This window comes from Streptomyces sp. A0642 (assembly GCF_004795105.1).
GTDB lineage: Bacteria > Actinomycetota > Actinomycetes > Streptomycetales > Streptomycetaceae > Streptomyces.
This window is the reverse complement of the sequence record NZ_SSBL01000001.1, coordinates 751,252-774,379: the sequence shown is the minus strand read 5'-3', so window position 1 is coordinate 774,379 and position 23,128 is coordinate 751,252. Positions and strand designations below refer to the sequence as shown.

General features: G+C 71.7%; 23 protein-coding genes. 3 read left to right on the top strand and 20 right to left on the bottom strand.

Going from position 1 to position 23,128, the window contains the following annotated elements; genetic code table 11:
• The 6 genes from E6R60_RS03235 to E6R60_RS37920 form a co-directional block, all read right to left on the bottom strand.
• Positions 1-888, bottom strand: a complete 888-nt coding sequence (locus E6R60_RS03235) for an ABC transporter substrate-binding protein (RefSeq protein WP_136324807.1) — start codon at positions 886-888, stop codon at positions 1-3.
• Complete coding sequence (locus E6R60_RS03230; RefSeq protein WP_136324806.1) at positions 889-1,647, bottom strand: ABC transporter ATP-binding protein; 759 nt, start codon at positions 1,645-1,647, stop codon at positions 889-891.
• Positions 1,644-2,474, bottom strand: coding sequence for an ABC transporter permease (locus tag E6R60_RS03225; RefSeq protein ID WP_136324805.1), 831 nt, complete (start codon positions 2,472-2,474; stop codon positions 1,644-1,646). Before E6R60_RS03225 ends, E6R60_RS03230 begins: the two co-directional genes overlap by 4 nt.
• The gene (locus tag E6R60_RS03220; protein ID WP_136324804.1) at positions 2,471-3,487 is read right to left on the bottom strand and encodes an ABC transporter substrate-binding protein; all 1,017 of its coding nucleotides are present in this window, start codon (positions 3,485-3,487) and stop codon (positions 2,471-2,473) included. Before E6R60_RS03220 ends, E6R60_RS03225 begins: the two co-directional genes overlap by 4 nt.
• Positions 3,484-4,512, bottom strand: a complete 1,029-nt coding sequence (locus E6R60_RS03215) for an ABC transporter substrate-binding protein (protein ID WP_136324803.1) — start codon at positions 4,510-4,512, stop codon at positions 3,484-3,486. The genes E6R60_RS03220 and E6R60_RS03215 overlap by 4 nt, the downstream gene beginning before the upstream one ends.
• A 143-nt stretch (positions 4,513-4,655) precedes the next feature.
• Positions 4,656-4,766 carry a putative leader peptide gene (locus tag E6R60_RS37920; RefSeq protein WP_346766057.1) on the bottom strand — a complete coding sequence of 37 codons (111 nt, stop codon included), beginning with the start codon at positions 4,764-4,766 and terminating at the stop codon, positions 4,656-4,658.
• 194 nt (positions 4,767-4,960) lie between these two features.
• Here E6R60_RS37920 and E6R60_RS03210 point away from each other — a divergent pair, with 194 nt between their 5' ends.
• Together E6R60_RS03210 and E6R60_RS03205 are read left to right on the top strand one after the other, a co-directional pair.
• Positions 4,961-5,743 (top strand): IclR family transcriptional regulator, encoded by a 783-nt coding sequence (locus E6R60_RS03210; RefSeq protein ID WP_136324802.1) that lies wholly within the window; start codon positions 4,961-4,963, stop codon positions 5,741-5,743.
• A 105-nt stretch (positions 5,744-5,848) separates the two neighbouring features.
• Positions 5,849-8,104, top strand: a complete 2,256-nt coding sequence (locus E6R60_RS03205) for a DEAD/DEAH box helicase (RefSeq protein WP_136324801.1) — start codon at positions 5,849-5,851, stop codon at positions 8,102-8,104.
• Between the two features lie 46 nt (positions 8,105-8,150).
• Here E6R60_RS03205 and E6R60_RS03200 read toward each other — a convergent pair whose 3' ends face one another.
• Positions 8,151-9,233, bottom strand: coding sequence for an ABC transporter permease (locus E6R60_RS03200; RefSeq protein WP_136324800.1), 1,083 nt, complete (start codon positions 9,231-9,233; stop codon positions 8,151-8,153).
• Complete coding sequence (ligD, locus tag E6R60_RS03195) at positions 9,230-10,240, bottom strand: non-homologous end-joining DNA ligase (RefSeq protein WP_136324917.1); 1,011 nt, start codon at positions 10,238-10,240, stop codon at positions 9,230-9,232. The genes E6R60_RS03200 and ligD overlap by 4 nt, the downstream gene beginning before the upstream one ends.
• 97 nt (positions 10,241-10,337) lie before the next feature.
• Between ligD and E6R60_RS03190 the strand changes: the two genes are divergently transcribed.
• A complete protein-coding gene (locus E6R60_RS03190) occupies positions 10,338-11,402 on the top strand; it encodes an ATP-dependent DNA ligase (RefSeq protein WP_136324799.1) in 1,065 nt (354 codons plus the stop codon).
• Between the two features lie 18 nt (positions 11,403-11,420).
• On the opposite strand, the gene E6R60_RS03185 is transcribed toward E6R60_RS03190, so the two are convergent.
• The 12 genes from E6R60_RS03185 to E6R60_RS03130 all read right to left on the bottom strand — a co-directional run bounded on the left by E6R60_RS03185 (position 11,421) and on the right by E6R60_RS03130 (position 23,125).
• The gene (locus tag E6R60_RS03185) at positions 11,421-12,713 is read right to left on the bottom strand and encodes a lytic transglycosylase domain-containing protein (RefSeq protein WP_136324798.1); all 1,293 of its coding nucleotides are present in this window, start codon (positions 12,711-12,713) and stop codon (positions 11,421-11,423) included.
• A gap of 21 nt (positions 12,714-12,734) precedes the next feature.
• Positions 12,735-13,475 carry a nuclear transport factor 2 family protein gene (locus tag E6R60_RS03180; protein ID WP_136324797.1) on the bottom strand — a complete coding sequence of 247 codons (741 nt, stop codon included), beginning with the start codon at positions 13,473-13,475 and terminating at the stop codon, positions 12,735-12,737.
• Positions 13,476-13,514: 39 nt separating this feature from the next.
• Positions 13,515-14,012, bottom strand: a complete 498-nt coding sequence (locus E6R60_RS03175; RefSeq protein WP_136324796.1) for a nuclear transport factor 2 family protein — start codon at positions 14,010-14,012, stop codon at positions 13,515-13,517.
• 113 nt (positions 14,013-14,125) lie between these two features.
• The gene (locus E6R60_RS03170) at positions 14,126-14,848 is read right to left on the bottom strand and encodes a hypothetical protein (protein ID WP_240802368.1); all 723 of its coding nucleotides are present in this window, start codon (positions 14,846-14,848) and stop codon (positions 14,126-14,128) included.
• 23 nt (positions 14,849-14,871) lie between these two features.
• Positions 14,872-15,393 carry a hypothetical protein gene (locus tag E6R60_RS03165; RefSeq protein WP_136324795.1) on the bottom strand — a complete coding sequence of 174 codons (522 nt, stop codon included), beginning with the start codon at positions 15,391-15,393 and terminating at the stop codon, positions 14,872-14,874.
• Positions 15,390-16,652: an MlaD family protein gene (locus tag E6R60_RS03160; RefSeq protein WP_136324794.1), complete on the bottom strand. Its 1,263-nt coding sequence runs from the start codon at positions 16,650-16,652 to the stop codon at positions 15,390-15,392. The genes E6R60_RS03165 and E6R60_RS03160 overlap by 4 nt, the downstream gene beginning before the upstream one ends.
• Positions 16,649-17,806: an MCE family protein gene (locus E6R60_RS03155; RefSeq protein WP_136324793.1), complete on the bottom strand. Its 1,158-nt coding sequence runs from the start codon at positions 17,804-17,806 to the stop codon at positions 16,649-16,651. The genes E6R60_RS03160 and E6R60_RS03155 overlap by 4 nt, the downstream gene beginning before the upstream one ends.
• Positions 17,803-18,963 carry an MCE family protein gene (locus E6R60_RS03150; RefSeq protein ID WP_136324792.1) on the bottom strand — a complete coding sequence of 387 codons (1,161 nt, stop codon included), beginning with the start codon at positions 18,961-18,963 and terminating at the stop codon, positions 17,803-17,805. Before E6R60_RS03150 ends, E6R60_RS03155 begins: the two co-directional genes overlap by 4 nt.
• Position 18,964: 1 nt before the next feature.
• The gene (locus tag E6R60_RS03145) at positions 18,965-19,984 is read right to left on the bottom strand and encodes an MCE family protein (protein WP_136324791.1); all 1,020 of its coding nucleotides are present in this window, start codon (positions 19,982-19,984) and stop codon (positions 18,965-18,967) included.
• Positions 19,981-21,012 (bottom strand): MCE family protein, encoded by a 1,032-nt coding sequence (locus E6R60_RS03140; protein ID WP_136324790.1) that lies wholly within the window; start codon positions 21,010-21,012, stop codon positions 19,981-19,983. The genes E6R60_RS03145 and E6R60_RS03140 overlap by 4 nt, the downstream gene beginning before the upstream one ends.
• Positions 21,009-22,322, bottom strand: a complete 1,314-nt coding sequence (locus E6R60_RS03135) for an MCE family protein (protein WP_136324915.1) — start codon at positions 22,320-22,322, stop codon at positions 21,009-21,011. Before E6R60_RS03135 ends, E6R60_RS03140 begins: the two co-directional genes overlap by 4 nt.
• Positions 22,322-23,125 carry an ABC transporter permease gene (locus E6R60_RS03130; RefSeq protein ID WP_136324789.1) on the bottom strand — a complete coding sequence of 268 codons (804 nt, stop codon included), beginning with the start codon at positions 23,123-23,125 and terminating at the stop codon, positions 22,322-22,324. The genes E6R60_RS03135 and E6R60_RS03130 overlap by 1 nt, the downstream gene beginning before the upstream one ends.
• Between the last annotated feature and the right edge of the window lie 3 nt (positions 23,126-23,128).

The following is a 23,128-nucleotide window of genomic DNA, read 5'->3' as shown; positions in this document are numbered from 1 at the left end:
TCATACCGCCTTGCCGGCCGTGGCACGGGCGCGCGCGTGGGCGACGGTGACCGGGCGGTCGATGAAGCCGGTCCGGTGGAAGATGTCGGCGGCCTCCTGCTGCTCGGCGAGGAACGCGTCGGAGACGGGCTCGATCGTCCAGGGCAGCGAGGCGAGCGCGGTCTCCCAGTCGTCGGCCGAACCTCCGAGGTCGGCCGCGGCGATCTCGGCCGCCTGCCGGGGGTGGGCCGCGGCCCACGCGTCGGCGCGCCGCAGCGCCCGGGTCAGCGCCTCGACGACCTCGGGCCGGGATTCGGCGAGGTCGCGGCGGGTGAAGAAGACGGACCGGTCACTGATGACGTCGCCGGTACGCACCAGCGTCCGCAGCCCGCCGGTGCGCCGGGCCGCCGCCAGCTCGGCACCCTGGGCGACCCAGGCGGCGATCTCTCCGGCGCGCAGCAGTTCTTCGCTGTTCGCGCCGCTGCGGACGGCTGTGATGTCGTCGGCGTACGACAGCCCGGCGTCGTCGAGGGCCTTGGCGATGAGGTGGGTCTGCCAGGATCCGATCGCCAGGTGCACGGTCGCGCCCTTGAGGCCGGCGACGGTGCGCACGGGGCTCTCCTCGGGGACGAGGAGCGCGCCGTGTCCGGGGCGGGGGGCGGAGACCGCGGTGTAGACGATGTCGTGGCCGGCGGCCTGGGCGGTGACGGGCGGGGTGGAGCCGGTGCCGCCGAAGTCGATGACGCCCTGGGTGAGGAGCTCGCCCGTGCGCACGCCGTTGCTGTACGGATGGAAGACGACGCTCTCCCCGAGCGGGGCCAGCTCCTCCTGGGCGAAGCCCAGCCGGGACAGGTGGTACAGGTGGTAGAGGGACGGGTTGCTGCTGTGGACACCGATGGTGAGGGTCATTCAGATCACTCCGGCTTCGGTACGGACGGGGGTCGGAAGGGAAGGTGCGGGGACGTCGACGCCGAGGTCGGCCAGGAGCCGCCGGCGCAGGGCCGCGAACGCGGGATCGCCCGGGTCGCGCGGCCGGCCGACGTCCACCGTCTCGTCGGTGACGAGTCGGCCGTCGCGCAGGACCGCCACCCGGTCGGCCAGCCGTACGGCCTCCTCGACGTCATGGGTGACGAGCAGGACGGCGGGACGGTGGCGGCGGCACAGCTCGCCGACGAGGTCCTGCATCCTGAGCCGGGTCAGCGCGTCGAGCGCGGCGAACGGCTCGTCCAGCAGCAGGAGTCCGGGCTCCCTGACCAGGGCGCGGGCGAGCGCGACGCGCTGGGCCTCGCCGCCGGAGAGGGTGGCAGGCCAGGCCTCGGCGTGGCCTTCCAGGCCGACTTCGGCCAGCGCCCGCAGCCCGTCGGCCGAGCGGCCGCGGGGCAGCGCGACCGTCACATTGGCCAGGACCTTCTTCGAGGGGACGAGCCGGGGTTCCTGGAAGACGACGGTGCGGGCCCCGGGGACGAGCACCTCACCCCCGTCGGCGCCGTCGAGGGCGCCGAGGATGCGCAGCAGCGTCGTCTTCCCGCTGCCGCTGGCGCCGAGCAGGGCCACGAACTCGCCCCGGGCGATGTCGAGTCGGAGATCGTCGAGGACGGCACGGTCACCGAAGACCCGGCGCAGTCCCCGTACCCGTACCGCGGGCGCGGAGGTGGGGTCGGTGGTCATCGGGTGGCTCCCTGGGGGGTGCGCCACGGCATCAGCACGCGTTCCAGCAGTCGCACGAGGGCGTCGGCGGTCAGTCCGAGGAGCCCGTAGACGAGGATGCAGACGGCGAGGATGTCGGTGCGGGCGTAGCTCTGCGCCTGGGACATCAGATAGCCGATTCCGGCGGTGGCGTTGATCTCCTCGGCGGCGATCAGCGCGATGACGCTGAGCGTCATGGACAGGCGCAGTCCGGCGAGCAGGGACGGCAGCGCGCCGGGCAGGACGACTTCGCGTACGAGGGCGAGGCGTCCCATGCCGAAGCTCCGCATGGCCTCGATGAGTTTCGGGTCCGTGTCGCGTACGCCGCTCGAGGTGGACACGTACATCGGGAAGGTCGTGGCGACGGCGATGAGGAGGATCTTGGCCGTCTCGTTGATCCCGAACCACACCATGAACAACGGGACCAGGGAGAGGAAGGGGATGGTGCGAAGGGTCTGGAGCGAGGAGTCGAGGAGTTCGTCGCCGAGCCGGGTGAAGCCGGTGGTGATGCCGAGGGTCAGTCCGGCGGCGAGCCCGATGAGGAGGCCGAGGCCGGAGCGGGTGAGGGAGGTGGTGAGGGCGTCGGGCAGCTGGCCGTTGCCCCACAACTCCCCCACGGCCCGCAGAACCTCGCCGGGCGATGCCAGGACGTCGGGCGTGAGGAGTCCGGTGGCGGAGGCCACCCACCACAGGAGCAGCAGCGCGACCGGTCCGATGGCGCGGACGGCCGGCGCGTAGCCCCGGCCGCGGGCCCTGCTGACGCGGGGGCGCGGCCGGACCAGGCCGGGAGGCGTGGCGGTGTCGCTCATGTCAGCTTCCCGACGTCGAGCAGGTGGGAGGCCACGTCGACCTGGCCCTTGGTGACCTTCTGCTGGGCGTAGAACGCGGCGACGGCCTTGAAGCGCTCGATGTCCTCGGGGCCGATGGGGTCGACGGTGCCGCCCTTCGCGGTGATGGCGGTCTGGACCTCCTTGGCCTTTCCGGTCACGGCGGTCGGCCCGACGTCGGTGAAGACGTTGAGGTACGCGGCCGGGTTCTGCTTCTCCTTGGCGCTGGCCTCGTGGAGGTACTGGTAGAGCGCCGCGACGACCTTCGGGTGCTGCTCGGCGAACTCGGTCCGTACGGCGTTGAGGCTGTAGTTGTCGGAGCCGATCGCCGCGCCGTCGGCGAGGAAGTGCGCCTTGCCGCTGCCGATCTCGGCGACCGCGTACGTGGCCCAGACGGCCCAGGCGTCGACCTTGCCGGCGTTGAAGACCGCCGCGGTCTGGTCCGGCCGCAGATAGACGCGGGTGACCTCGTCCGCCGGGATGCCGGCCTTGGCGAGGGCCTTGAGCAGGAGGTACTCCCCGGTGCCGCCCTGGTTGACGGCGACCTTCTTCCCGACCAGGTCGGCCACCGAGCGGATGCCCGAGCCCTCCCTGACGAGGATGCCCTCCCCCGTCGCGTCCGGATCGACGGCGGTGAAGAACTTGAAGCCGGGCCGCTGGGCGAGCGAGGTGATGCCGGAGGTGATGGAGCCGGTGGCGATGTCCAGCTGACCGGCGTTCATCGCCTGGGCGGCCGGGGCGAACGGGCCCGCGCTGCCGGTCCACCGCACCGTGGCGCCTGCCTTGGCCAGTGCCTTGTCGAGGCTGCCGTCCTTCTTGCCGAGGGCGAGCACGCCGGAGTTGCCGGGGTCGGGGATGCGGACCGTCACCGCGGCCTTGGAGCCGGGGGCGGAGCTGTCGGCCTCGGACGTGCCGCAGGCGGTGAGGGCGACGAGTGCCGCGACCGTGAGGAGCGCCGGAGCGGCTGTCGTACGCAGGGGGCGGGTGGTCTTCATGACGCGGGTTCCTCCGGGCTCAGGGGGACGGGGTGGTGGCGGACCAGGGCGGCGGCGCGGCGTAGCGGCTCCGGGTCGGTCCAGGCCGCGACGTCGACCGGCTCGGGCAGGAAGCCATGGGCGCGCAGCCCGGCCTCCTGTGCGGTGAGCAGGGCGAGGCGTTCGGCGGAGAGGTCGGGGTGGAGGGTCAGATGGGTGCCGGGCCGGTAGGCGCCGGCGACTCCGTCGGCGCCCGCCCCGGTCTCGGCGCCGAGGATGCGGTCGACCTCGCCCGGCTGCCCGGCGGCCCAGTCGGCCGCCCTCAGCAGGACGGCGAGGAAGCGGTCGACGAGGTCGGGGCGGTCGTCCAGGAGCTGTTGGTGGACGGTGAGGGGGCGCGGGGTGCCGTTGTTGACGCGGAACCGGCGGTCGGGCAGGTCGTCGAGCTCGACGGCCACTTCGGCGCCGGCCCGGCGGGCCGCCTCCACGGCCAGCGCGCCCTTCACGTACACGGCGTCCACGTCTCCGCGTCGCAGGGCGGCGAGTTCGGCGGCCCACTGGCCCTCGTACCCGGCGGCGGGCACGTCGACGAACGAGGCGTCCGCCGGCTCGAGTGCGGCGGAGGCGAGCGCCCCTTCGAAGCCGCGCAGAGCCATGGCCCTCCAGAAGTCGATGGCGATGTCGTGCCGCGGCAGGGCGAGCCGCCGCCCGCGCAGCGCGGCGGCGCCCCGGATGCCGGAGCCCGGCGCGACCAGGACGGTCTGCCGTTCCTCGATCCAGGTGAGTCCGATCAGCCGGGTGCGCTCGCCCCGTGAACGGGCCCACAGGGCGGGGACGTTGCCGCCCTCCCGGAAGAGCCCGGGCAGGGCGTGGGTGAAGTGCGCGGCGCGGTCGGCGTCCGGGGAGGCGTCCTGGAGGGAGCGCACGGAGATGCCGTCGGAGGCGAACTCGTCGGTGAGCCACTGCCGGTCGGCGGCGATGCCGGTGGCGGTGGGAACGGGACAGCGGGTGAACCAGAGGGTGCGGGGCAGGACGGCATGCGTCATGGGGACTTCCCGGGATCGGCGAAGCGGGGGGAGCGTGCAGGGGCACGTCACGTACGCCCCCGAGCGGGGACGTACGTGCGGCGGGGGGCGGAGGCGTCGGGGCGACGCCCGCGGCCCGAGGAAGGCGGGGTGTGCGGAGAAGGTCAGCGACAGGCGGCGCTGGACACGCGGGCCAGGTCGATGTGACGGCGCAGCGTGAGGGAGAGCTGGACCGGAGCGGCGGGGGCGGGGGACGCGGATCGGCGGCCGGCCATGGCACTGCTCCCTTCAGCTCGTCGGTGGTGACGGCTGCAGCCTGCCACGGGCCGACGGTCACTCACAACTCGCTTCCCATGATGTGGGATTGCGTATGAACGGCGTGTTGCGCGAGGTGATTCGGGCCTGGCCGGACTCCCGTAATGTGGCAACGTCGAGCCCCGCATCCCCACGAGCGGAGAGTGAAACCCCCATGACCGAGACCGCCGCGGTACGCGCTCCCGGCGGGGCGCAGGCGGTACAGCGCGCCCTGGACGTCCTGCACTGTTTCCATGACAACGGCCCCGATCTGAGCGCCTCCGATCTGGCCCGCCGTCTCACGCTCCCGGTCTCCACCGCCCACCGGCTGGCGCGCGCCCTGCTCGGTGCCGGCTTCCTGGAACAGGACGCCCGGACGTCCCGCTACCGGCTGGGGCCCGCCGTGACCGAGCTGGGCCGGCTCTCCTATCACCAGCGCGGTCTGCATCTGGCCGCCCCCGAGCTGGCCGATCTCGCCGAGCGCACGGGCGCCACCGCCGACCTGGCGCTGCGCAGCGGACCGCACGCGGTGATCGTCGCGGGCGGTTCGGTGACGCCCAAGGTGGGGCTGCGCCGGCCGCTGCACTCCACCGCGCTGGGCAAGGTCCTGCTGGCCTGGGCGAGGCCGGGCGAGGGCGGTCCGTCCTCCCTGCCGCCGCTGCCCGCCTTCACCGACCGGACGATCGTCGAACCGGCGGCCCTGGACGCGGAACTGGCCCGCGTACGGTCGGACGCCTACGCCGTCAACGACGGCGAGTCCGCCCACGGGGTGCGGACCCTGGCGGTCCCCGTGCTGGACGGCGCCGGTTACGCCCGTTTCGCCCTGGCGGTACGGGCGACGCCCTCCGTGATCACCGAGGCGCGCGTCGACTGGTTCCTGGCGCAGGCGCGTTCCTGCGCGCGCGCACTGGAAGTGCTGCTGCTGTCACCGGCGGAGCGCCGGCCTCCCGCGCCGTGAACCCTCAACCGCCCTCGCTGTCAGTCACGCATGGGACGATATGGGTCGCCCCGGCCGGAAGGCGGGCGGGCACAGCGGCAAGGCGGCGGGGACAGAAGGTACGACATGACTGAGGCCGGGTCCAGGGAGGGCGGGGCGCCGACCGGGCGGGCCGCCCGGGAGCTGCTGGCGCGGGCCGACGGGCTGCTGGACGCCGCGCGTGGCGTGCTGGCCGACCACACCCGCGCGGTGGGCGCCGTGCGCACGGCACTGGATCCGCTCCTCGACGCCCTCGTCCGCGATGAGCTGGCGGCCATCCCGGTGTCCCGCCTCAAGGACGTCACCGAGGGCCGGCTGCGCCTCGGGGCGGTGGAGCAGGCCGGTTTCACGACGGTGGCGCAGGTGTACGGGGCGGGCCGTTACGAGCTCCGCCAGATCCCCGGCGTCGGCGCGCAGACGGCCGACCAGACCCTGGCCGCGGCGGGCCAGATCGCGCACGCGGTGCGGGACACCGTCGCCCTGCGGATAGACGTGGACACCCCCGACGAGGCCACGACCACCCTGGTCACCGCGTTGTACCGGCTGGTCGAGGCGGGGCCGGACGTGCGCCGCGCCGTGGACGGGGCCCGGCGGCTGGCCGACCGCCTGGAACCGCTGCTGGCCGCCGCCGGCCCCGCGCGGGGGCGGTTGCGGATGGTCTTCACCGGGCGGCAGACCCGGGCGCGGGTCCTGGAGGCCGTCGCCTCGGTACGGGCGGCGGTGGCCGACGCGGTGGAGCGCGAACTCCCCTTGCTCTTCGGCCAGGTGTCGGTCGACCTGCTGCGGGACCCGGAGTCCGACGTGGCGGCCTGGGTGGACTTCGAACTGCGGTCCGCGGAGTACTACAGCCTGCTGGCCGAGATGTCCGGCACGGGGCCCGACCGGGACGCGGCGGAGGGGTTCCTGCCGTCCGGGATCGCGGACCGGGTCCGGGGGCTGCGGCTGGACGACGCCCGGCTGCGGGTCTCGTTGCGCGGCTACCAGTCCTTCGGCGCACGCTTCGCTCTCGCCCAGAAGCGGGTGATCCTCGGCGACGAGATGGGGCTCGGCAAGACCGTGCAGGCCATCGCGGCGCTGGCCCATCTCGCGGCGCGCGGGGAGACGCACTTCCTGGTGGTGTGTCCCGCGAGCGTGCTGATCAACTGGACGCGGGAGGTCCGTGCCCGCTCCACGCTGCGGGCCCTGCCGGTGCACGGTCCGGAGCGGCAGGAGGCGTTCGGCGAGTGGTGCGACAACGGCGGGGTCGCCCTGACCACCTTCGACGCGCTGCACACCCTCCCCCGGGCGGGTGACAGCGGGGTGCGGCCCGGGATGCTCGTCGTCGACGAGGCCCACTACGTCAAGAATCCGGCCACCCGTCGCGCCCGCGCGGTCTCCGGCTGGTCGGAAGGGACCGAGCACGTCCTCTTCCTGACCGGCACCCCGATGGAGAACCGGGTGGAGGAGTTCCGCAGTCTCGTCCGCCAGCTCCAGCCCGAACTGGCCCCCTCCGTCAACACCACGCACGGCGTCGCCGGTTCGCACGCCTTCCGCCGGGCGGTCGCCCCCGCCTATCTGCGCCGCAACCAGCAGGACGTGCTCACCGAACTGCCCGCGCTCGTGCAGGTCGACGAGTGGGAGGAGTTCAGCGACGCCGACCAGCGGGCCTACCGCGAGGCGGTGGCCGCCGGGCACTTCATGCGGATGCGCCGGGCGGCGTACGCCCACCCGGCCACGTCGGCCAAGCTCAACCGGCTGCGCGAACTCGTCGCGGAAGCGGCGGGCAACGGCTTGAAGGTCGTGGTGTTCTCCTACTTCCGCGAGGTGCTGGAAACCGTCCGGCAGTCCCTGGGCGGAGAGGTGTCCGGCCCCTTGTCGGGGAGCGTGCCGGCCGCGCGGCGACAGCAGCTGATCGACGGCTTCGCCGCGGCGGACGGCCACGCGGTGCTGCTCAGCCAGATCCAGGCGGGCGGGATCGGGCTCAACATGCAGGCCGCGTCGGTCGTCATCCTCTGCGAGCCGCAGATCAAGCCGACGATGGAACACCAGGCCGTCGCCCGCGCGCACCGGATGGGCCAGATACGCACGGTCCAGGTGCACCGGCTCCTCGCGGCGGACAGCGTCGACCAGCGGATGCTCGACATCCTGGCCCGTAAGGAACGGCTGTTCGACGCGTATGCACGGCGCAGCGACGTCGCCGAGACGACGCCGGACGCCGTGGACGTGTCGGACGGTTCGCTGGCCCGCCGCATCGTCGAGGAGGAGCAGCAGCGCCTCGCCGCGGTGGCCGAGCGCGCCGGGGGCTTCGCCGGAGGGGCGTCTCCGGCCGCGTCGGGCTCCAGGTCCGCAGCGCCCCGCACGTGACCCCTGCCGGGAGATCCCGCGCAAGGAGCGGCGGGCGGGTTCGGTGTCAGGTGGCCGCGGCCGCATGCCCGGGCATGCGGTCGCGGCCCCCCGGGTGCCGGTGGCGCCACACCCAGAAGACCGTGCAGGAGACCAGGGACCAGGCGGCGAGCACGAGGAAGGGAAGGACTTTCTGGTGGCCCTGGTAGTAGACGGCGGTGTGCTGGGCGTTGACGGAGGCGCCCGGCGGCAGCCAGCGTCCGATGTGCCCGAGCAGCGACGGCAGCAGCGGCCAGGACACGGCGCCGCCGGAGGACGGGTTCCCCACGATCACCATCAGCCCCCAGGTGGGGAGCATGGCCCAGCGCCCCATCAGGGTGTTGAACATGGTGAAGACCATGCCCGAGGTGAACATCGTGAACGCCAGGATCAGCCAGGACTCGGCGAAGGGGAGATCCACCGCGCCCAGCCACCAGTCCACCACCGCGGCGATGGCGAAAGCGCCCAGCAGTGAGGAGAGAACCGTGAACCAGATGCGTTCCAGCGGGTTCAGGCTCCTGGCGTGCACGCTCAGCTGGATGGCGCCGACGAAGCCGATGATCACGGCGGCCAGGGAGATGTAGAAGAGCGCGAGCCCGCGTGGATCGCCCTTCTGCAGGGGTTTGACGTCCGTGACGGCGACCGGGAGGCCGAGCGTGTCCCCCACCTTCACCGCGGATTCGGCGAGGAGTTGGGCGACGGCGGCGCCCGAGGCACTGGCCACGTCGAGCGCCACCCCGCGGCTGCCGGAGCGCACGATGGCGAAGACCTCCTGCTCGTCCATCGCCTCCCGCGCCGCGGCGGGGGTCCTGTACACATGGAGGTCGAGGGAGGCGTCCAGCGTCCTGTCCATCGCGGCGACGAACTCCTTGCCGCGGGCCGTCTCGGGCGGACTCACCACGGCGGCCGGGATCCGGTGCGGGGTGGGGTTCGCCATCGCGTACGTGTACGAACCGGCGAAGAGCCCGGCGGCCGCCGCGAGGATGAACACCAGGACCAGCGCCGGGAAGTAGGGCGACTCCTTGAAGCCCTCCCATTTCTCCCGCCGGGTCGGCGGTCTGCCGTGTGCCCCGTGGTGGGCCTCGGAAGGCCCGCCGCCGGACGCGCTCATGTGTCGCCGCCCTCGTCGTGACGCGCGCGGCTCGGCTGCACCCGCTTCGGCTCGCCCGGCATCTTCGGGTACTCCGGCGGGTAGGGCAGGTCTCCGGGGCCGCCGTCGCTCGCATGCCGGTCGGCGAGTTCCAGCAGCGCGTCGAGCCGGAAGGCCTCCTGGTCCATGTCCGCGTGCACGTCCCCCTGTTCCGCGTACCGCGCCGGCATGGTCCGGATGTCGAAGTCGCGGGGTTCGGCGTCCTCGATCTCGTCCCAGCGCAGCGGAGCCGACACCGGGGCGTGCGGGAAGGGCCGCACCGAATAGGCGGAGGCGATCGTGCGGTCCCGGGCGGTCTGGTTGTAGTCGACGAAGATGCGCTCGCCGCGCTCCTCCTTCCACCAGGCGGTGGTCACCCGGTCGGGCATCCGGCTCTCCAGCTCGCGCCCCACCGCGATGGCCGCCCGCCGGACCTCGGTGAACGTCCAGCGCGGCTCGATGGGCACGAAGACGTGGATGCCGCGGCCGCCTGAGGTCTTGGGCCAGCCGCGTACCCCGTGCTCCTCCAGAACGGAGCGCAGTTCGACGGCCGCCCGGACCGCGTCGGCGTAGTCCGTGCCGGGCTGCGGGTCGAGGTCGATGCGCAGTTCGTCGGGGTGGTCGGTGTCCCCGCCGCGGACCGGCCAGGGGTGGAAGGTGAGCGTGCCGAGGTTGGCGGCCCAGAGGACGGCGGCCACCTCGGTGGGGCACATCTCGCGGGCGGAGCGTCCGCTCGGAAAGGCGATCTCGGCGGTGGGGATCCATTCGGGGAGGTTCTTCGGCGCGCGCTTCTGGTAGAAGAACTCGCCCTCCACCCCGTCCACGAACCGCTGGAGCGTGGTGGGCCGGTTGCGCAGGGCACGCAGGATCCCGGGGCCCACGGCCAGGAAGTACTCCGCCACGTCCCTCTTGGTGTACCCCTTCTCCGGGAAATAGATTTTGTCCGGATTGGACAGCCGTACCGCCCGTCCCGCCGCTTCCAGCTCCACCGCTTTGACCGCTGCTGCCATGTCGGCCACGGTAGGCGGGGCACACATATGCCGCATATCGGAGGACTCCGGTCGCCGTACGGTCCACAATCGGGTCATGGACCTGCCGGTGATGCCGCCCGTGAAGCCGATGCTCGCGAAGTCCGTGAAACAGATCCCGACGGGGATGCAGTACGAGGCGAAGTGGGACGGCTTCCGGGCGATCGTGCACCGGGACGGCGACGAGGTGGTCATCGGCAGCCGCACCGGCAAGCCCCTGACCCGCTACTTCCCCGAGGTGGTCAGCGCGGTCCGGGAGAATCTGCCGCCGCGCTGCGTCGTCGACGGCGAGATCGTGGTCGCGTACGACGGACGCCTCGACTTCGACCGGCTCAGCGAGCGCATCCACCCCGCCGACTCCCGGGTGCGGCTGCTCGCCGAGAGGACTCCGGCGAGCCTGGTCGCCTTCGACCTCCTCGCGCTGGGTGACGACTCACTGATGGACACCGGGCAGGCGGACCGCCGGAGAGTGCTGGAGGCCGCGCTCGCCGACGCCTCGGCACCGGTCCATCTCGCGCCGTCGACCACCGATCCGGCCGTGGCGCGGGAGTGGTTCGAACGGTACGAAGGGGCGGGCCTGGACGGAGTCGTCGCCAAGCCGCTCGACCTGCCGTACCGGCCGGACACCCGCGCGATGTACAAGATCAAGCACGAGCGCACCGCCGACTGCGTGGTGGCCGGCTACCGCTTCCACAAGAGCGGTCCGGTCGTCGGCTCGCTGCTGCTCGGGCTCTACGACGACCGGGGCGGCCTCCAGCACGTGGGCGTCTGCGCGGCCTTCCCCATGAAACGCCGCGCCGAGCTGGTCACCGAACTCGCACCCCTGGTGACCGATGTGGCGGAGCATCCGTGGGGTTCCTGGGCGGACGCCGAGGCACACGAGGCGTCCCGGCTGCCCGGTGCGCCGAGCCGCTGGTCGGGGAAGAAGGACATGTCCTGGGTGGCGGTGCGTCCGGAGCGCGTCTGCGAGGTGGCGTACGACCACATGGAGGGGGACCGGTTCCGGCACACGACCCAGTTCCGGCGGTGGCGGCCGGACCGCACCCCCGGAAGCTGCACGTACCCGCAGCTGGAAGAGGTGGTGCGGTACGACCTGTCCGAGGTGCTGTCGGCGGGTGCCTGAGGAGGGCGTCCGCCGGGGTCAGCCGGCGGCCGGCGGCACCGAGGCCGTGGAACAGGGCTCCTCGGTCTCCGTGGGGTCGGGTGACGGCGTCGGCGTGGCCCCCGGGGTCTCCGTCGGGCCGGGAGAGGCCGGATCCGTCGGGCAGCCGGGCTCCCCCGGGTCCGGGGGCGTGGTGCCGGGATCGGGGGTGGTGCCGGGATCCGGGGTGGTGGTCGGATCAGGGGTCGTCGTGGGGTCGGGACTGGCGGAACCGGTGTCGGTGGGATCGGGTGTGCCAGGACCGGTGGGACCCCCGGGATCCGGGGACTCGGTGTCGCCCGGCGAGGGAGTCGTGCCCGGCGTCACGCTTCCCGGCGCCGTCGGACGCGGGGAGTGGCCGGGCTGCGGACCGACCTCGATGCCGCCGCCACCGCCGCCCCTCCCCCCGCCACCGGCCGCGCCCGGGCCGCCCACGAGGTGTTCGGGCTCGTTCGGACCGCCCGCGCCGGGGCTCGTCGGCACCGTGCCCTTGCCGTCGGGCACCACATGGATGCCGTGGCGGTAGAACTCGAGCCAGGACAGGACGGTGCGCAGATAGGTGTCCGAGTGGTTGTAGCTCAGGATCGCCCCGTCCAGGCCGGCCCGCACCGACAGATCGCGGGGGCCCGCGCAGAGATAGGCCCCGGCCGCCAGGGACGCGTCGTAGACGTTGTTCGGGTCGCCGCGGCCGTCGCCGTTGCCGTCCCGTCCCCAGTGCGCCCAGGTCGACGGGATGAACTGCATGGGGCCGACCGCCCGGTCGTGGGTCTTGTCCCCGTCGTATCCGCCGCCGTCCGTGTCGGGGATGTTCGCGAACCCGGCGCCGTTGAGCACCGGTCCCAGGATCGGTGACAGCGTCGTGCCGTGGGCGTCCACCCGGCCGCCGCCCGCGTGGCCGGACTCGACCTTTCCGATCGCCGCGAGTAACTGCCACGGCAGCCGGCAGCCCGGGTCGCTGCGTCCGATCGCGCCCTCCGCCCTGCGGTAGGCGGCGAGCACCGTGGACGGGATGCCCGCCTCGGCCCACGACTGGACCGTGGCCCTGTCCGGCTTGACGCCGGGCTTCGGCGGCTCGGGTGTCTTCAGGGGTGGCAGTTCGGTGTGGTACGAGTCGTCATTGGGGACCTGCGACCACGTGACCTCGTCCGACTCCGCCTCCGTCCCCGTCTTCTGTTTCCGCGGCTCGTCGTGCGCGACGAGTCCCGGCGCCTGGGACGCGGTGAGCGCCGCCATCGCGGCGACGGCGGCCGCGGTGCTCCCGAGTCCGCGGCGCATGGTGCCCTTGAACCTCATGCGTGCTCTCCTCTCCCCGGGTCACCGGGTGAACGTGTCGATGGCGGAGATCCGCCAGGTGCCGTCCCGGCGCACCGCGTCCACGGCGAACATCGCTGCCGCGTACGTGGTCTCCTCCGCCTTGCCCGTACGGGTGTTGCTCTGGTCGGCGAAGATGATCAGCCGGGCCCGGTCGCCGTCCAGCAGCTCCACGCCGCTGTCGGTGACGGTCGTGGTGAGGACGAGCTTCTGCTTCGGCGCCTGCGCCCGTACCTCGGCGAGCATGTCCGTGTGCTGCTGGACCGCCTTGCCCGTCAGGAACTTCTTCACCGCCGTGTCCGCCTTGGCCGGCGAGGCGTAGTTGTACGAGAACACGGCGCCGACGGCCTCGGTGATCTGTCCCTTCACCTCGCTCGTGCGGCTGATGTCGGTCAGGGCGGTGTTCCGCCGGCTCGGATCGTCGTTCAGGGTGCCGGCGGCGGTGAACGCCCAGGCGGCGAACGCGCCGAGGAGCACGGTCGCGGCACACAGCACGGCGGGCAGCGTGATGCGCAGACGCGCCGGGCGACCGGGGGACGGATCCTTCTCCTCCGCCGCCCGTTCCTTTTCCTGCTGCTGTTCCTTCTCCTGCTTCTGTTCCTTCTGCTGTTTCTGTTCCTTCTGCTGCGGATCTTCCTGTGATTCCTCCGCGGGCTCGCGTACGGGCGCGGGCGCGACGGTTCGTTCGGCCGCGACGGTGGCCAGGCGGCGCTGCCGGTTGACGAGGTGACGGGTCGTCGACATGTCCGGGGTCCTCTCGGTGCGGGGTGGGAGTCGGTGACGTCAGCCGGCGGTGTTCCCGACGGGCGCCTGGCCGAGGGCGCTGAGCTTCCACCCCTCGGGGGTGCGGGTGAGCTGGCCCAGCATCCGGCTCTCCTTCACCGCCGGCTTGCCCTCGGGCGCGGTCACCGTCACCCGCAGCGCCACCATCACGCCCGCCTTGCCCGCCCGGTCGTCGAGCTCGGTGACCGCGCCGGACAGCACCCTGGCCGTGCTGACGGTCTTCGCCTCCCTGATCTGCTTGACGAACCCGTCCCGGCCGTCGACGAGTTGCTGGTGCAGGTCCCCGGTGGTGGAGTCCTCCCAGCTGTCGAGCCCCTTGTCGAGCTGCTCGTGATCGAGCGTGTTCATGTTCTGCACGGCCTGCTCGCCGGCGGCCAGCGCGTCGTCACGGACCTGGGCGTACGCCGCCGCGTCGTCGTGCTCCGCCTGGTACCAGGCGACTCCGCCCCATCCCGCGGCGCCGGCCGCCGCCACGGTCAGCACGATCGCTGCCGCCATCAGCGGGTTCCTCGTCATCCGTACCCGTGCCATCGCTGCCTCTCCCTGCCGGCTGAACTGTGCTGTGCTGGGCTGTGCTGTGCTGTGGGTTGCTTCTCGACGCCGCGGCGGCGCTATCTCGCGTCGATCTCGACGATCGTCCAGCGTCCTCCGCGCAGTTGGGCGGTGACCGACAACTGGGCGGCGGCTCTGCTGGCGGCCTTCCCCTTGCGTTCGTAGACCTGGTCCAGGAAGACGAGCAGGTGCGCGCTGTCGTCGCTCAGCCGCGTCACTCCGGCCCGTACGACATGGGTGGTGAGCGTGAGTTTCTGGTCGGCGGCCTGCTTCTCCACCTGGCCGAACAACGTCGCGTAACTCTGGAGCGCCTTGCCTGCGAGGAGTTGTTTCGCCGACTCCTTGGTGACGGCGGTGGCCTCGGGACTGTACGAGAACACCTTGCCGAGCGCATTGCTGACATCGCCCGCGACCCGGGTCGTCGCCCGGCTGTCGGTCAGTGCCTTGTTGGAGGTGGCCGGGGTGTCGCGCAGCTGACGCCCCGCCGCGAAGAGACCGCCGCCGGCCAGGAACAGCGCGACGACCAGGAGCCCGGCCGCCACCCGGAGCAGGCGGCGCCCCGCGCCCGAAGCCGGCTCGTCCTCATCGGCTCCGGTGTCCTTCGCGCTGTCGGCCTCGGACTCCGTGTTCGCCACGATCTCCACGTCCGGCTCCGTGTCCGCCGCTGTGTCCGGAGCGGACTCCGGCTCCGCCGCGGTGTCCCGCACGGGCTGGTCCCCCGCCGCCTCGTTCGCCGTGGCGCCGGACCGGCCGGCGCCCTCCAGATCCGTTCCGGTGGTCACGACCGCCGCCCCTCCCCGCCGCTTCATGTGCCGCTCCCGACCGCGATCGCCGTGAGCGCCTTGATCTTCCAGCCGTCGGCGGTCCGGTCGAGGGTGGCCTCGAAGCGCTTGCGCTCGGTGCCGCCCTTTCCCGTGCGCGGGCTGACCTCGACGTCGACGGTGGCGATCATCTCCGCGGTGCCGGTCCGCTCGTCGAGTGCGGTGAGCGCCGCGTCCGTGACCTTTCCGCGCGCGGTGGTGCCGGACTTCGTCAGTGCGTCCGCGTCCTTGGACCGGGTACGTCCCAGCTGCTCGTGGAGCGGCCCGGTCGAGGAGTCGAGCCACGCCCCGAGTCCGGCGTCCACGGTCGTGGCGCTCGTGCCGTCCAGGCTGTTGAGCCGGGCGAGGTGCAGCTTCCCCGCGGCCAGAGCGGCGTCCCTGCTCTTGGCGTACGCCAGGTCGTCGTCGCCGCGCGCCTGGGCGTACGACCAGCCGCCCAGGGCGCAGATCAGTACGGCGGCGAGCAGGACGGCCCAGCCGCTCAAGGTCTTCGTACGGGGTGTCATGAGCCGCCTCCCTGTCCGAGGCCCAGCAGGCCGGCCATGCCCTCGGCTGCCGGGGCGGGGTCGGCACGGACGCCGAGCGCGCCGGGGAGCCCGGCTTGCGTGTCGTCGGACAGGAGCATCGAGCCGGGCGTGGCCGGCGGGCGCAGGGCCCCGCCCTTCGGGGCGTTCGCGCTGCCGCGGACGTTGATGCCCGTTCCGGGCGAGGAGGTGCAGCGGGCCCGGGTGTTGAGCGCGGGCCCGGCGCTGACGTCGAGGCCGTTGCGGTAGGTCGTGGCGCCGTAGCCGGCGGTACAGGGCAACGGCTCGAAGAAGGTGACCGACATGCCGAACCTGGCGCCGTCCTCGTCGACCGCGCTGGAGCCCGCCGCCACGACGGCCGGGAGCTTCACCAGCAGTTCCTCCAGTCCGCGCTGCCGGGTGACGGCCACGTCCGAGGTGGTGAGGAGGTTGGCGACGACGACACCGAAGCCCGGGTCGACGTCGCGCAGCAGTCCGCTGATCTGGCTGGTCGCGTCGGGGGCCACCGCGATCAGTTTGCGCAGATCGGTGTCGGACCCCTTGAGTTCGGCGGCGAGCTCCTTCGCACCCGAGGCGAACCCCTTGAGCGCGTCGCCCTGTTCGGCCTGGGTGCGCAGCACGGTCTCGCCGTCGATCATCAGCCGGGTGTTGACGGGCAGGGCGTCGTCGGCCGCCTGGACGAAGTCGCCGCCGGTGTCCAGCAGCACCTGGAGGTCGTCGCCCCGGCCCTCGAAGGCGGTGCCGAACTCGTCCACGACCGTGCGCAGCGACTCCAGGTCGACGGAGCCGGCGAGGTCGTCGACGCTGGTGAGCACATCGGTCACGGGTGCGGGAACCTTCGTGTCCACCTGGTCGATGACGGAGCCGTTCGCCAGGTAGGGGCCTTCGGAGCGGGTCGGCCGCAGATCGACGTACTGTTCGCCGACCGCTGAGAGGTTGGCGACGACGGCCTTCAGCCCGTCCGGGATGCGCGGGGCGTCCTTCTCGATGCGCAGTTCGGCCTCCACCCCGTCGTCGGTGAGCTCGATGGGGCCGACCCGGCCGACGGACACGCCCCGGTAGGTGACGTTGGAGTGGGTGAACAGGCCGCCGGTCCGCGGGAGCTGGACCTTGACGGTGTAGTAGCTGCGCACGCCGATGTAGTGGCCGAGGTCGGCGTAGCGGACTCCCAGATAGCCGAGGACGAGCACGGCGATGATCAGGAAGGCGAGGTTCTTGAGCCGGATGGCCGGGGTGATCATCGGTTGCTCCCCTTCGTCGTCGGCGTGACCGGGGGAAGGGGCAGCGGCAGGGCCGAGCCGGACTTCTTGGCCGTGGTGCCCGGGGCCGCCGGGGATGTGCTGCCGGCCGGGTCGAGCGGCGGAATGATCTGGGTGCCGGGCAGGGCCGTCACATCCAGGTAGACGTTGAGGTAGTCGCCCTTCACCCCGCGCAGCACCTCGTCCGTGAACGGGTAGGTGAGCAGCACCTGGAGGGAGTCGGGCAGGTCCTGGCCGGAGTCGGCGAGGGCCCGGAGGGTGGGGGCGAGTGCCTTGAGGTCGGCGACCATGTCGGCCTTGCTCCTGTTGACCGTGTCGACGGCGACGGTGGAGAGCGTGTCGAGGGATCTCAGCATCGTCATGAGCGAGCCGCGCTGCTTCTCCAGGACCTTCATGCCGGGGCTGAGCCCGGTGAGGACCGTACCGACGTCCTGTTTGCGGGTGGCGAGGGTGGCGGAAAGCCGGTTGACCCCGTCGAGGGCGTCGGTGATGTCCTCCTTGTGGCCGTCGAGGTCGGTCACGAGGGTGTCGACCCGCTTGAGCATGGAGCGGACCTGGGGTTCCTGGCCGGCGAGTGCCTTGTTGAGCTCGGTGGTGATGGTCTTGAGCTGGTTGATGCCGCCCCCGTTGAGGAGCATCGAGAGGGCCCCGAACACCTCCTCGACCTCCGGGTTCCGGTTGGTCCGGGTCAGCGGGATGCGGTCGCCGTCGGCGAGGGCTCCGGTGGCGGTGCCGGTGGCGGGCGGCGAGAGCTGGACGTACTTCTCGCCGAGGAGGCTGGACTGCTCCAGGTGCGCGTAGGCGTTCGCGGGCAGTCGGATCCCCCCGTTGACCCGCATGGTGACCTTGGCGTTCCAGCTGCCCGAGGCCAGGGTGATCTTGGTGACGCGGCCGACGGCCACGTCGTTGACCTTGACCGAGGACTGCGGGGCGAGGCTCAGTACGTCCGCGAACTCGGCGGTGATCTCGTACGGGTGGTCGCCGAGGTCCGCGCCGCCGGGCAGGGTCACCTGATCGATGCCGGTGAACGTCGGCAGGTCGACGCTGGTGGCGACCAGGGCCAGGCCGACGCCCACGGCGAGTACGGCGGCGACGCCGGTCACGCGGGCGCCGGGTCTGTGCAGCGCGCTGCTCATCGCTTCGCCCCCTCCTTCTGCGTGGCGGACTTCTCCGGGGCGGACTTCTCCGGGGCGGACTTCTGCGTGGCGGACTTCTCGGGCGTGCCGTAGACGGTGCCGACGGCGGGCAGCGGCAGCGAGGGCAGCGCCTTCTGCCGGGTGGCTCCCACCGGTGAGAGTCCGGCCAGGCCGGCCGGCTCCTCGGTGAGCGGTCCGCCCATGGAGAGTTCGTTGAGGTTGGTACGGCCGTTGAGCGTGCGGTTCAACGGGTCGTAGGCGTTGAGCACGTTGCCCGCGGCGAGCGGCAGCGTGTCCATGGACTCGGCGAGCGAGGCCCGCTGGTCGACCAGGGACTGGGTGATCGGCACCAGGGCGTCCACGTTGGCCTTCAGGGCGCCGCGGTTCTTCTGGATGAAACTCTTGACCTGGCCGAGGGCCGTGCCCAGTTCCTTCAGTGCCGCGCTGAGGTTCTTCTTGTCGTCGGCGAGGAATCCGGTGACCGAGTTGAGCTGCTGTTCGGCGGCGCGGACGCTGCCGTCGTTGTCCTTCAGCATGGTGGTGAAAGTCTGCAGGTAGGACAGCGTGTCGAAGAGGTTGCCGCTGCTCTTGTCCAGGGTCTTCGTGGCCTTGCCGAACTGTTCGATGGAGTCCCCGATGGCCTTTCCGTTGCCGTCGAGGTTCTTGGCGCCGGTGTCCAGCAGCTTCGCCAGCGCGCCGTCCGCGTTGGCGCCGTCGGGGCCGAGCGCGGTCGAGAGTTCCGTGATGGAGGCGTAGAGCTGGTCGACCTCGACGGGGGTCGCGTTGTCCGCGGCCGGCAGCTCTGCCTCGTCCTCCAGCACCGGTCCTCCGCTGTACGCGGGGGCGAGCTGGACGTACCGGTCGGCGACCAGGCTGGGGGCGACGACCACGGCGTGCGCGTCCTCGGGGACCTTGACGCCCTTGTCGACGCGGAGGACGACCTTGACCTCCTTGCCCTTCGGCTGCACCGATTCGACCCTGCCGACCTTCACTCCGAGGACCCGCAGGTCCGATCCGGCGTACACCCCGGTGGCCTGGTCGAAGTAGGCGGTGACGGTCGTGGTTCCCTCCTCGTCCATGGCCATCACCCCTGTGGTGGCCGCTACGGCCACGACGGCGAGTCCGGCGCCGATGCCGACGATGCGCGTGAGTCTCATGTCAGCGGCCGCCTTGCTGCTTGGGTGGCATGCATCCGGTCGCCGGAGGCGTGCCGGCGGGCAGGTAGTCCTTGGGGACGACTCCGCAGACGTAGTTGTCGAACCAGCGGCCGCTGCCCAGCGTGTTGCCGACGAGCCGGTTGTAGGACCCGGCGAGCGACAGCACCTTGTCGAGGCTCTTGCGGTTCTTGACCAGGACGGCGGTGACCCGGCCCAGCGAGTCCAGGGTGGGCTTGAGCTGCTTGTTGTTGTCCGTGACCAGGCCGGTGAGCTGGGTGCCCAGGTTCCGGGTGCCGGTGAGCAGCAGATGGATGGAGTCGCGCCGGGCCTGGATCTCCCCGAGGAGCAGATTGCCGTCCTCCAGGAGGGTTTCGAAGCTGCTCTTCTTGCCGGCGAGGGTCTTGGTGAGCTGTTTGCTGCCCTTGAGCAGGGTGGCCAGCTGGGCATCGCGCTTGGAGACCGTCAGGGAGAGGGCGGAGAGCCCGTCGGCGGCGCTCTTCACGTCCGGAGGCGAGTCCTTGAAGGTGGCGGAGATCGTCTCGAAGCTCTTGGCGAGCTGCGCGGTGTCGATCTCCCCGATGGTCTCGCCCAGTCCGTTGAACGCCTGGGTGACGTCGTACGGCGACGTCGTACGGCCGGTGCCGATGCGCAGGTCCGGGTCCTGGGGGCCGGTGCCGAGCGGGTCGACGGCGAGGTACTTCTCACCGAGGAGTGTCTTGATGGCGATGCCGACGGTGGAGGAGTCGCCGATCCAGGCGTCCTTGACCCGGAAGCTGACCTTGACCTTGGCACCGTCGAGCGAGACGCCGGTCACCTCGCCGACCTTGACGCCGGCGATCCGCACCTCGTCGCCCTCTCCGAGGCCCGCCGACTCGGTGAAGTCGGCGGTGTAGGTGGTTCCGCCGCCGATGAAGGGCAGCGAGTCGGCGCGGTAGGCGCCGAAGCCGACGAGGACCAGGACGAGCAGTCCGACGATGCCGACGGCGACGGGACTGCGGTCCCGCAGGGGTCTGATGCTCATGCCAGACACCTCGGCTGGGTGATGGTGATGCCGGTGGGCGGCGCGCTGCCGTCCTCGGTCGTCACACCGCTGACCCTGGCCTCGCAGAGGTAGAGGTTGAGCCAGGATCCGTACGAGGCGAGGCGGCTGATCGCCTCCATCTTGGCCGGCGTCTTCTTCAGGAAGTTCTCGATCTGCGGGGCGCCCTGGTCCAGCTGACCGGACAGCCGGCCGAGTTGCCTGATGTCGTCCTTGAGGGGTTTGCGGCCGTCACTGAGCAGGTCGGCGGTGACCGTGGTGAGTGCGCCCATGGCCTTGACGGCCTGTCCGAGCGGTTTACGGTCGCCGGAGAAGCCCGTGACGAGCTTCTGGAGCGTGTCGACCAGGTCGTCGAAGCCGGCTTCCCGGTCGTTCACGGTCTTCAGCACCGTGTTGAGGTTCTTGATCACCTCGCCGATCACCTTGTCCTTGGCCGCGACCGTGCTGGTCAGGGAGCCGACGTGCTGGAGGATGCTGTCGACGGTGCCTCCCTCGCCCTGGAGTACCTGGACGATGGAGCCCGCGAGCTGGTTGACGTCGGGCGGTGACAGCCCTTCGAAGAGCGGCTGGAAACCGTTGAAGAGCTGGGTCAGGTCGAGCGCCGGAGTGGTGCGGGAGAGCGGGATGGTCGCTCCGGCGTCAAAGCTCCTGCCGACCGGTCCCGCGCCCTGGTCGAGGTCGATGTACCGCTGGCCGACCATGTTGAGGTACTTGATCGAGGCGGTCACCGAAGCGGGCAGCTCGCGTCCCTTGCGGACGGCGAAACCGACCTCGGCGACCCGTCTGTCGGCGACCTCGATGGACTCGACCTGCCCCACCTTGACCCCGGCGATCCGGACGCTGTCCCCCACGATGAGTCCGGTGGCGTCGGTGAACCTGGCCTTGTACGAGGTGGTGTCGCCGACCCCGGTGTTGGCGATGGACAGACCGAGGACGGTGGTGGCCAGGACGGTCACCAGGATGAAGACGATCGATTTCGCGAGCGGTCCCGCGAGGGAGCGGCGCTTCACTTGAGCTTCACCTCCGCACCGCGGAAGGCCGGACCGATGAGCACGCTGCTCCAGTCGGGCAGGGTCTGCGGCTGGACTTTCAATGAGGGAGCGACCAGCTCGTTGACGAGCCGGCTCTCCTCGGGGGAGTTGGGCAGGCCGAGTGCGGCGTCCTGGGCGGCCGGCGTGGTGACGGTCCGCTCCCGGGCCTGCGCCGTGCCGCCGGGGGCGGGCGAGCCGGCCGCCCGCCCGGCGGCGGTCGGCACGGCCGTTCCGACGTACGGCACGGAGTAGCAGTGCGGGCCGCCCGTGGCGTCGTACACGGGGGTGTCGGCACCGGGCACGTATTTCCCGCGTGACTTCACGGACTTGACGGTGACGTGCAGGCCGGGCTGGTCCGTTCCCTTGCCGAGCGCCTTGTCCATCGCCGGGACGAATCCGGCCACGGTCCGCAGGGTGCAGGGGAATTCGTCGGCGTACTCGGCCAGGAGCTCCAGCGTCGGCCTGCTGGTGGCGGAGAGCCGGATCAGGTTGTCCTTGTTCTCCCTGAGGAACGAGGTGACGTCCTGGGCGGTGGCGGTGGTGGAGCCGTAGAGGTCGGCGAGTTCCGCCTGCTGCTCGGCGAGGGTGCCGCTGGTGGTGGTGAAGTCGGTGAGGGCGTCCAGGACATCGGGCGCCGCGTCCGCGTACACCCGGCTCACCTTGACGAGTTCCTTGATGTCGGCGTTGAGGCGGGGGAGCTGGGGGTTGAACTTCTGGAGGTGGGTGTCGAGCGTGACGAGGGTGTCGCCGAGCTTCTCGCCGCGTCCCTGGAGGGCCTGGGAGACGGCGTTGAGGGTGGCGGCGAGCTTCTCCGGCTTCACCGCGGTCAGCAGCGGCAGGACGTTGTCGAGCACCTCCTCCAGCTCGATGGCGTTGCTGGAGCGGTCCTGCGGGATGACGGCCCCGGGCCGCAGCGTCTGTGCGGAGGGGACGGCCGGCGGCACAAGGGCCACGAACCGTTCGCCGAACAGGGTGGTGGGCAGCATCTGGGCGGTCACGTCGGCCGGTATCCGGTCGAGCCGGCCGGGCTTGATCGCCAGGGTGAGCCGGGCGCCCTCGCCGTCGGCCGCGATGTCGCGGACCTGCCCGACGACGACTCCGCGCAGCTTCACGTCGGCGTTGTCGTGCATCTCGTTGCCGACGCTTCCGGTGCGTACGGTCACGGTCGCCTCGTCGGTGAACTCCTTCTCGTACACGGCGACCGACACCCATATCAGGAGGGCGGGCACCAGCAGGAAGGTGACTCCCGCGACTCTGCGGCGGGCCGTCCGCGAGGTCCGGTTCTTCATCATCCGGCCACCTTCACGGTCGTCGTGGCGCCCCAGATCGCGAGGGAGAGGAAGAAGTCGGTGACGCTGATCAGCACGATCGCGTTGCGCACCGACCGGCCGACCGCCACGCCCACCCCGGCGGGGCCGCCGGTGGCGTGGAAGCCGTAGTAGCAGTGCGCGAGGATCACCATCACGCTGAAGATCAGCACTTTGAGCACCGACAGCAGGACGTCCTGCGGGGACAGGAAGAGGTTGAAGTAGTGGTCGTAGGTGCCTGCCGACTGTCCGTTGAACAGGACGGTGACGTAGCGGGAGGCCAGGTACGAGGAGAGCAGCCCGATCGCGTACAGCGGGATGATCGCGACGACTCCGGCGATGATGCGGGTGGTGACGAGGTAGGGCATGGAGCGCACGCCCATGGATTCCAGGCCGTCGATCTCCTCGTTGATCCGCATGGCGCCGAGCTGGGCGGTGAAGCCCGCGCCGACGGTCGCGGAGAGGGCGAGTCCGGCGACGAGCGGGGCGATCTCGCGGGTGTTGAAGTAGGCGGAGACGAACCCGGTGAAGGCCGCGGTGCCGATCTGGTTGAGGGCCGCGTATCCCTGGAGGCCGACGACGGTTCCGGTGGCGAGCGTCATCGCGATCATGACGCCGATGGTGCCCCCGACGACGCCGAGCCCTCCGCTGCCGAAGGCGACTTCGGCGAGCAGGCGCTGCACCTCCTTGAGGTAGCGGCGCAGCGTTCTGGGGATCCAGACCAGGGCCCGCACGTAGAAGGTGAGTTGGTCACCGGATCGGTCGAGCCAGCTGAGCATCGGCATCGG

What these genes read in the sequence shown, in the direction of transcription:
- E6R60_RS03165 (WP_136324795.1), bottom strand. Translation starts at nt 15,393, where the DNA reads ATGACACCCCGTACGAAGACCTTGAGCGGCTGGGCCGTCCTGCTCGCC.
- E6R60_RS03230 (WP_136324806.1), bottom strand. Translation starts at nt 1,647, where the DNA reads ATGACCACCGACCCCACCTCCGCGCCCGCGGTACGGGTACGGGGACTG.
- E6R60_RS03135 (WP_136324915.1), bottom strand. Translation starts at nt 22,322, where the DNA reads ATGAAGAACCGGACCTCGCGGACGGCCCGCCGCAGAGTCGCGGGAGTC.
- E6R60_RS03185 (WP_136324798.1), bottom strand. Translation starts at nt 12,713, where the DNA reads ATGAGGTTCAAGGGCACCATGCGCCGCGGACTCGGGAGCACCGCGGCC.
- E6R60_RS03150 (WP_136324792.1), bottom strand. Translation starts at nt 18,963, where the DNA reads ATGAGACTCACGCGCATCGTCGGCATCGGCGCCGGACTCGCCGTCGTG.
- E6R60_RS03235 (WP_136324807.1), bottom strand. Translation starts at nt 888, where the DNA reads ATGACCCTCACCATCGGTGTCCACAGCAGCAACCCGTCCCTCTACCAC.
- E6R60_RS03225 (WP_136324805.1), bottom strand. Translation starts at nt 2,474, where the DNA reads ATGAGCGACACCGCCACGCCTCCCGGCCTGGTCCGGCCGCGCCCCCGC.
- E6R60_RS03200 (WP_136324800.1), bottom strand. Translation starts at nt 9,233, where the DNA reads ATGAGCGCGTCCGGCGGCGGGCCTTCCGAGGCCCACCACGGGGCACAC.
- E6R60_RS03215 (WP_136324803.1), bottom strand. Translation starts at nt 4,512, where the DNA reads ATGACGCATGCCGTCCTGCCCCGCACCCTCTGGTTCACCCGCTGTCCC.
- E6R60_RS03160 (WP_136324794.1), bottom strand. Translation starts at nt 16,652, where the DNA reads ATGATCACCCCGGCCATCCGGCTCAAGAACCTCGCCTTCCTGATCATC.
- E6R60_RS03155 (WP_136324793.1), bottom strand. Translation starts at nt 17,806, where the DNA reads ATGAGCAGCGCGCTGCACAGACCCGGCGCCCGCGTGACCGGCGTCGCC.
- E6R60_RS03190 (WP_136324799.1), top strand. Translation starts at nt 10,338, where the DNA reads ATGGACCTGCCGGTGATGCCGCCCGTGAAGCCGATGCTCGCGAAGTCC.
- E6R60_RS03130 (WP_136324789.1), bottom strand. Translation starts at nt 23,125, where the DNA reads ATGCCGATGCTCAGCTGGCTCGACCGATCCGGTGACCAACTCACCTTC.
- E6R60_RS03210 (WP_136324802.1), top strand. Translation starts at nt 4,961, where the DNA reads ATGACCGAGACCGCCGCGGTACGCGCTCCCGGCGGGGCGCAGGCGGTA.
- E6R60_RS03145 (WP_136324791.1), bottom strand. Translation starts at nt 19,984, where the DNA reads ATGAGCATCAGACCCCTGCGGGACCGCAGTCCCGTCGCCGTCGGCATC.
- E6R60_RS03205 (WP_136324801.1), top strand. Translation starts at nt 5,849, where the DNA reads ATGACTGAGGCCGGGTCCAGGGAGGGCGGGGCGCCGACCGGGCGGGCC.
- E6R60_RS03180 (WP_136324797.1), bottom strand. Translation starts at nt 13,475, where the DNA reads ATGTCGACGACCCGTCACCTCGTCAACCGGCAGCGCCGCCTGGCCACC.
- E6R60_RS03220 (WP_136324804.1), bottom strand. Translation starts at nt 3,487, where the DNA reads ATGAAGACCACCCGCCCCCTGCGTACGACAGCCGCTCCGGCGCTCCTC.
- E6R60_RS03175 (WP_136324796.1), bottom strand. Translation starts at nt 14,012, where the DNA reads ATGGCGGCAGCGATCGTGCTGACCGTGGCGGCGGCCGGCGCCGCGGGA.
- E6R60_RS37920 (WP_346766057.1), bottom strand. Translation starts at nt 4,766, where the DNA reads ATGGCCGGCCGCCGATCCGCGTCCCCCGCCCCCGCCGCTCCGGTCCAG.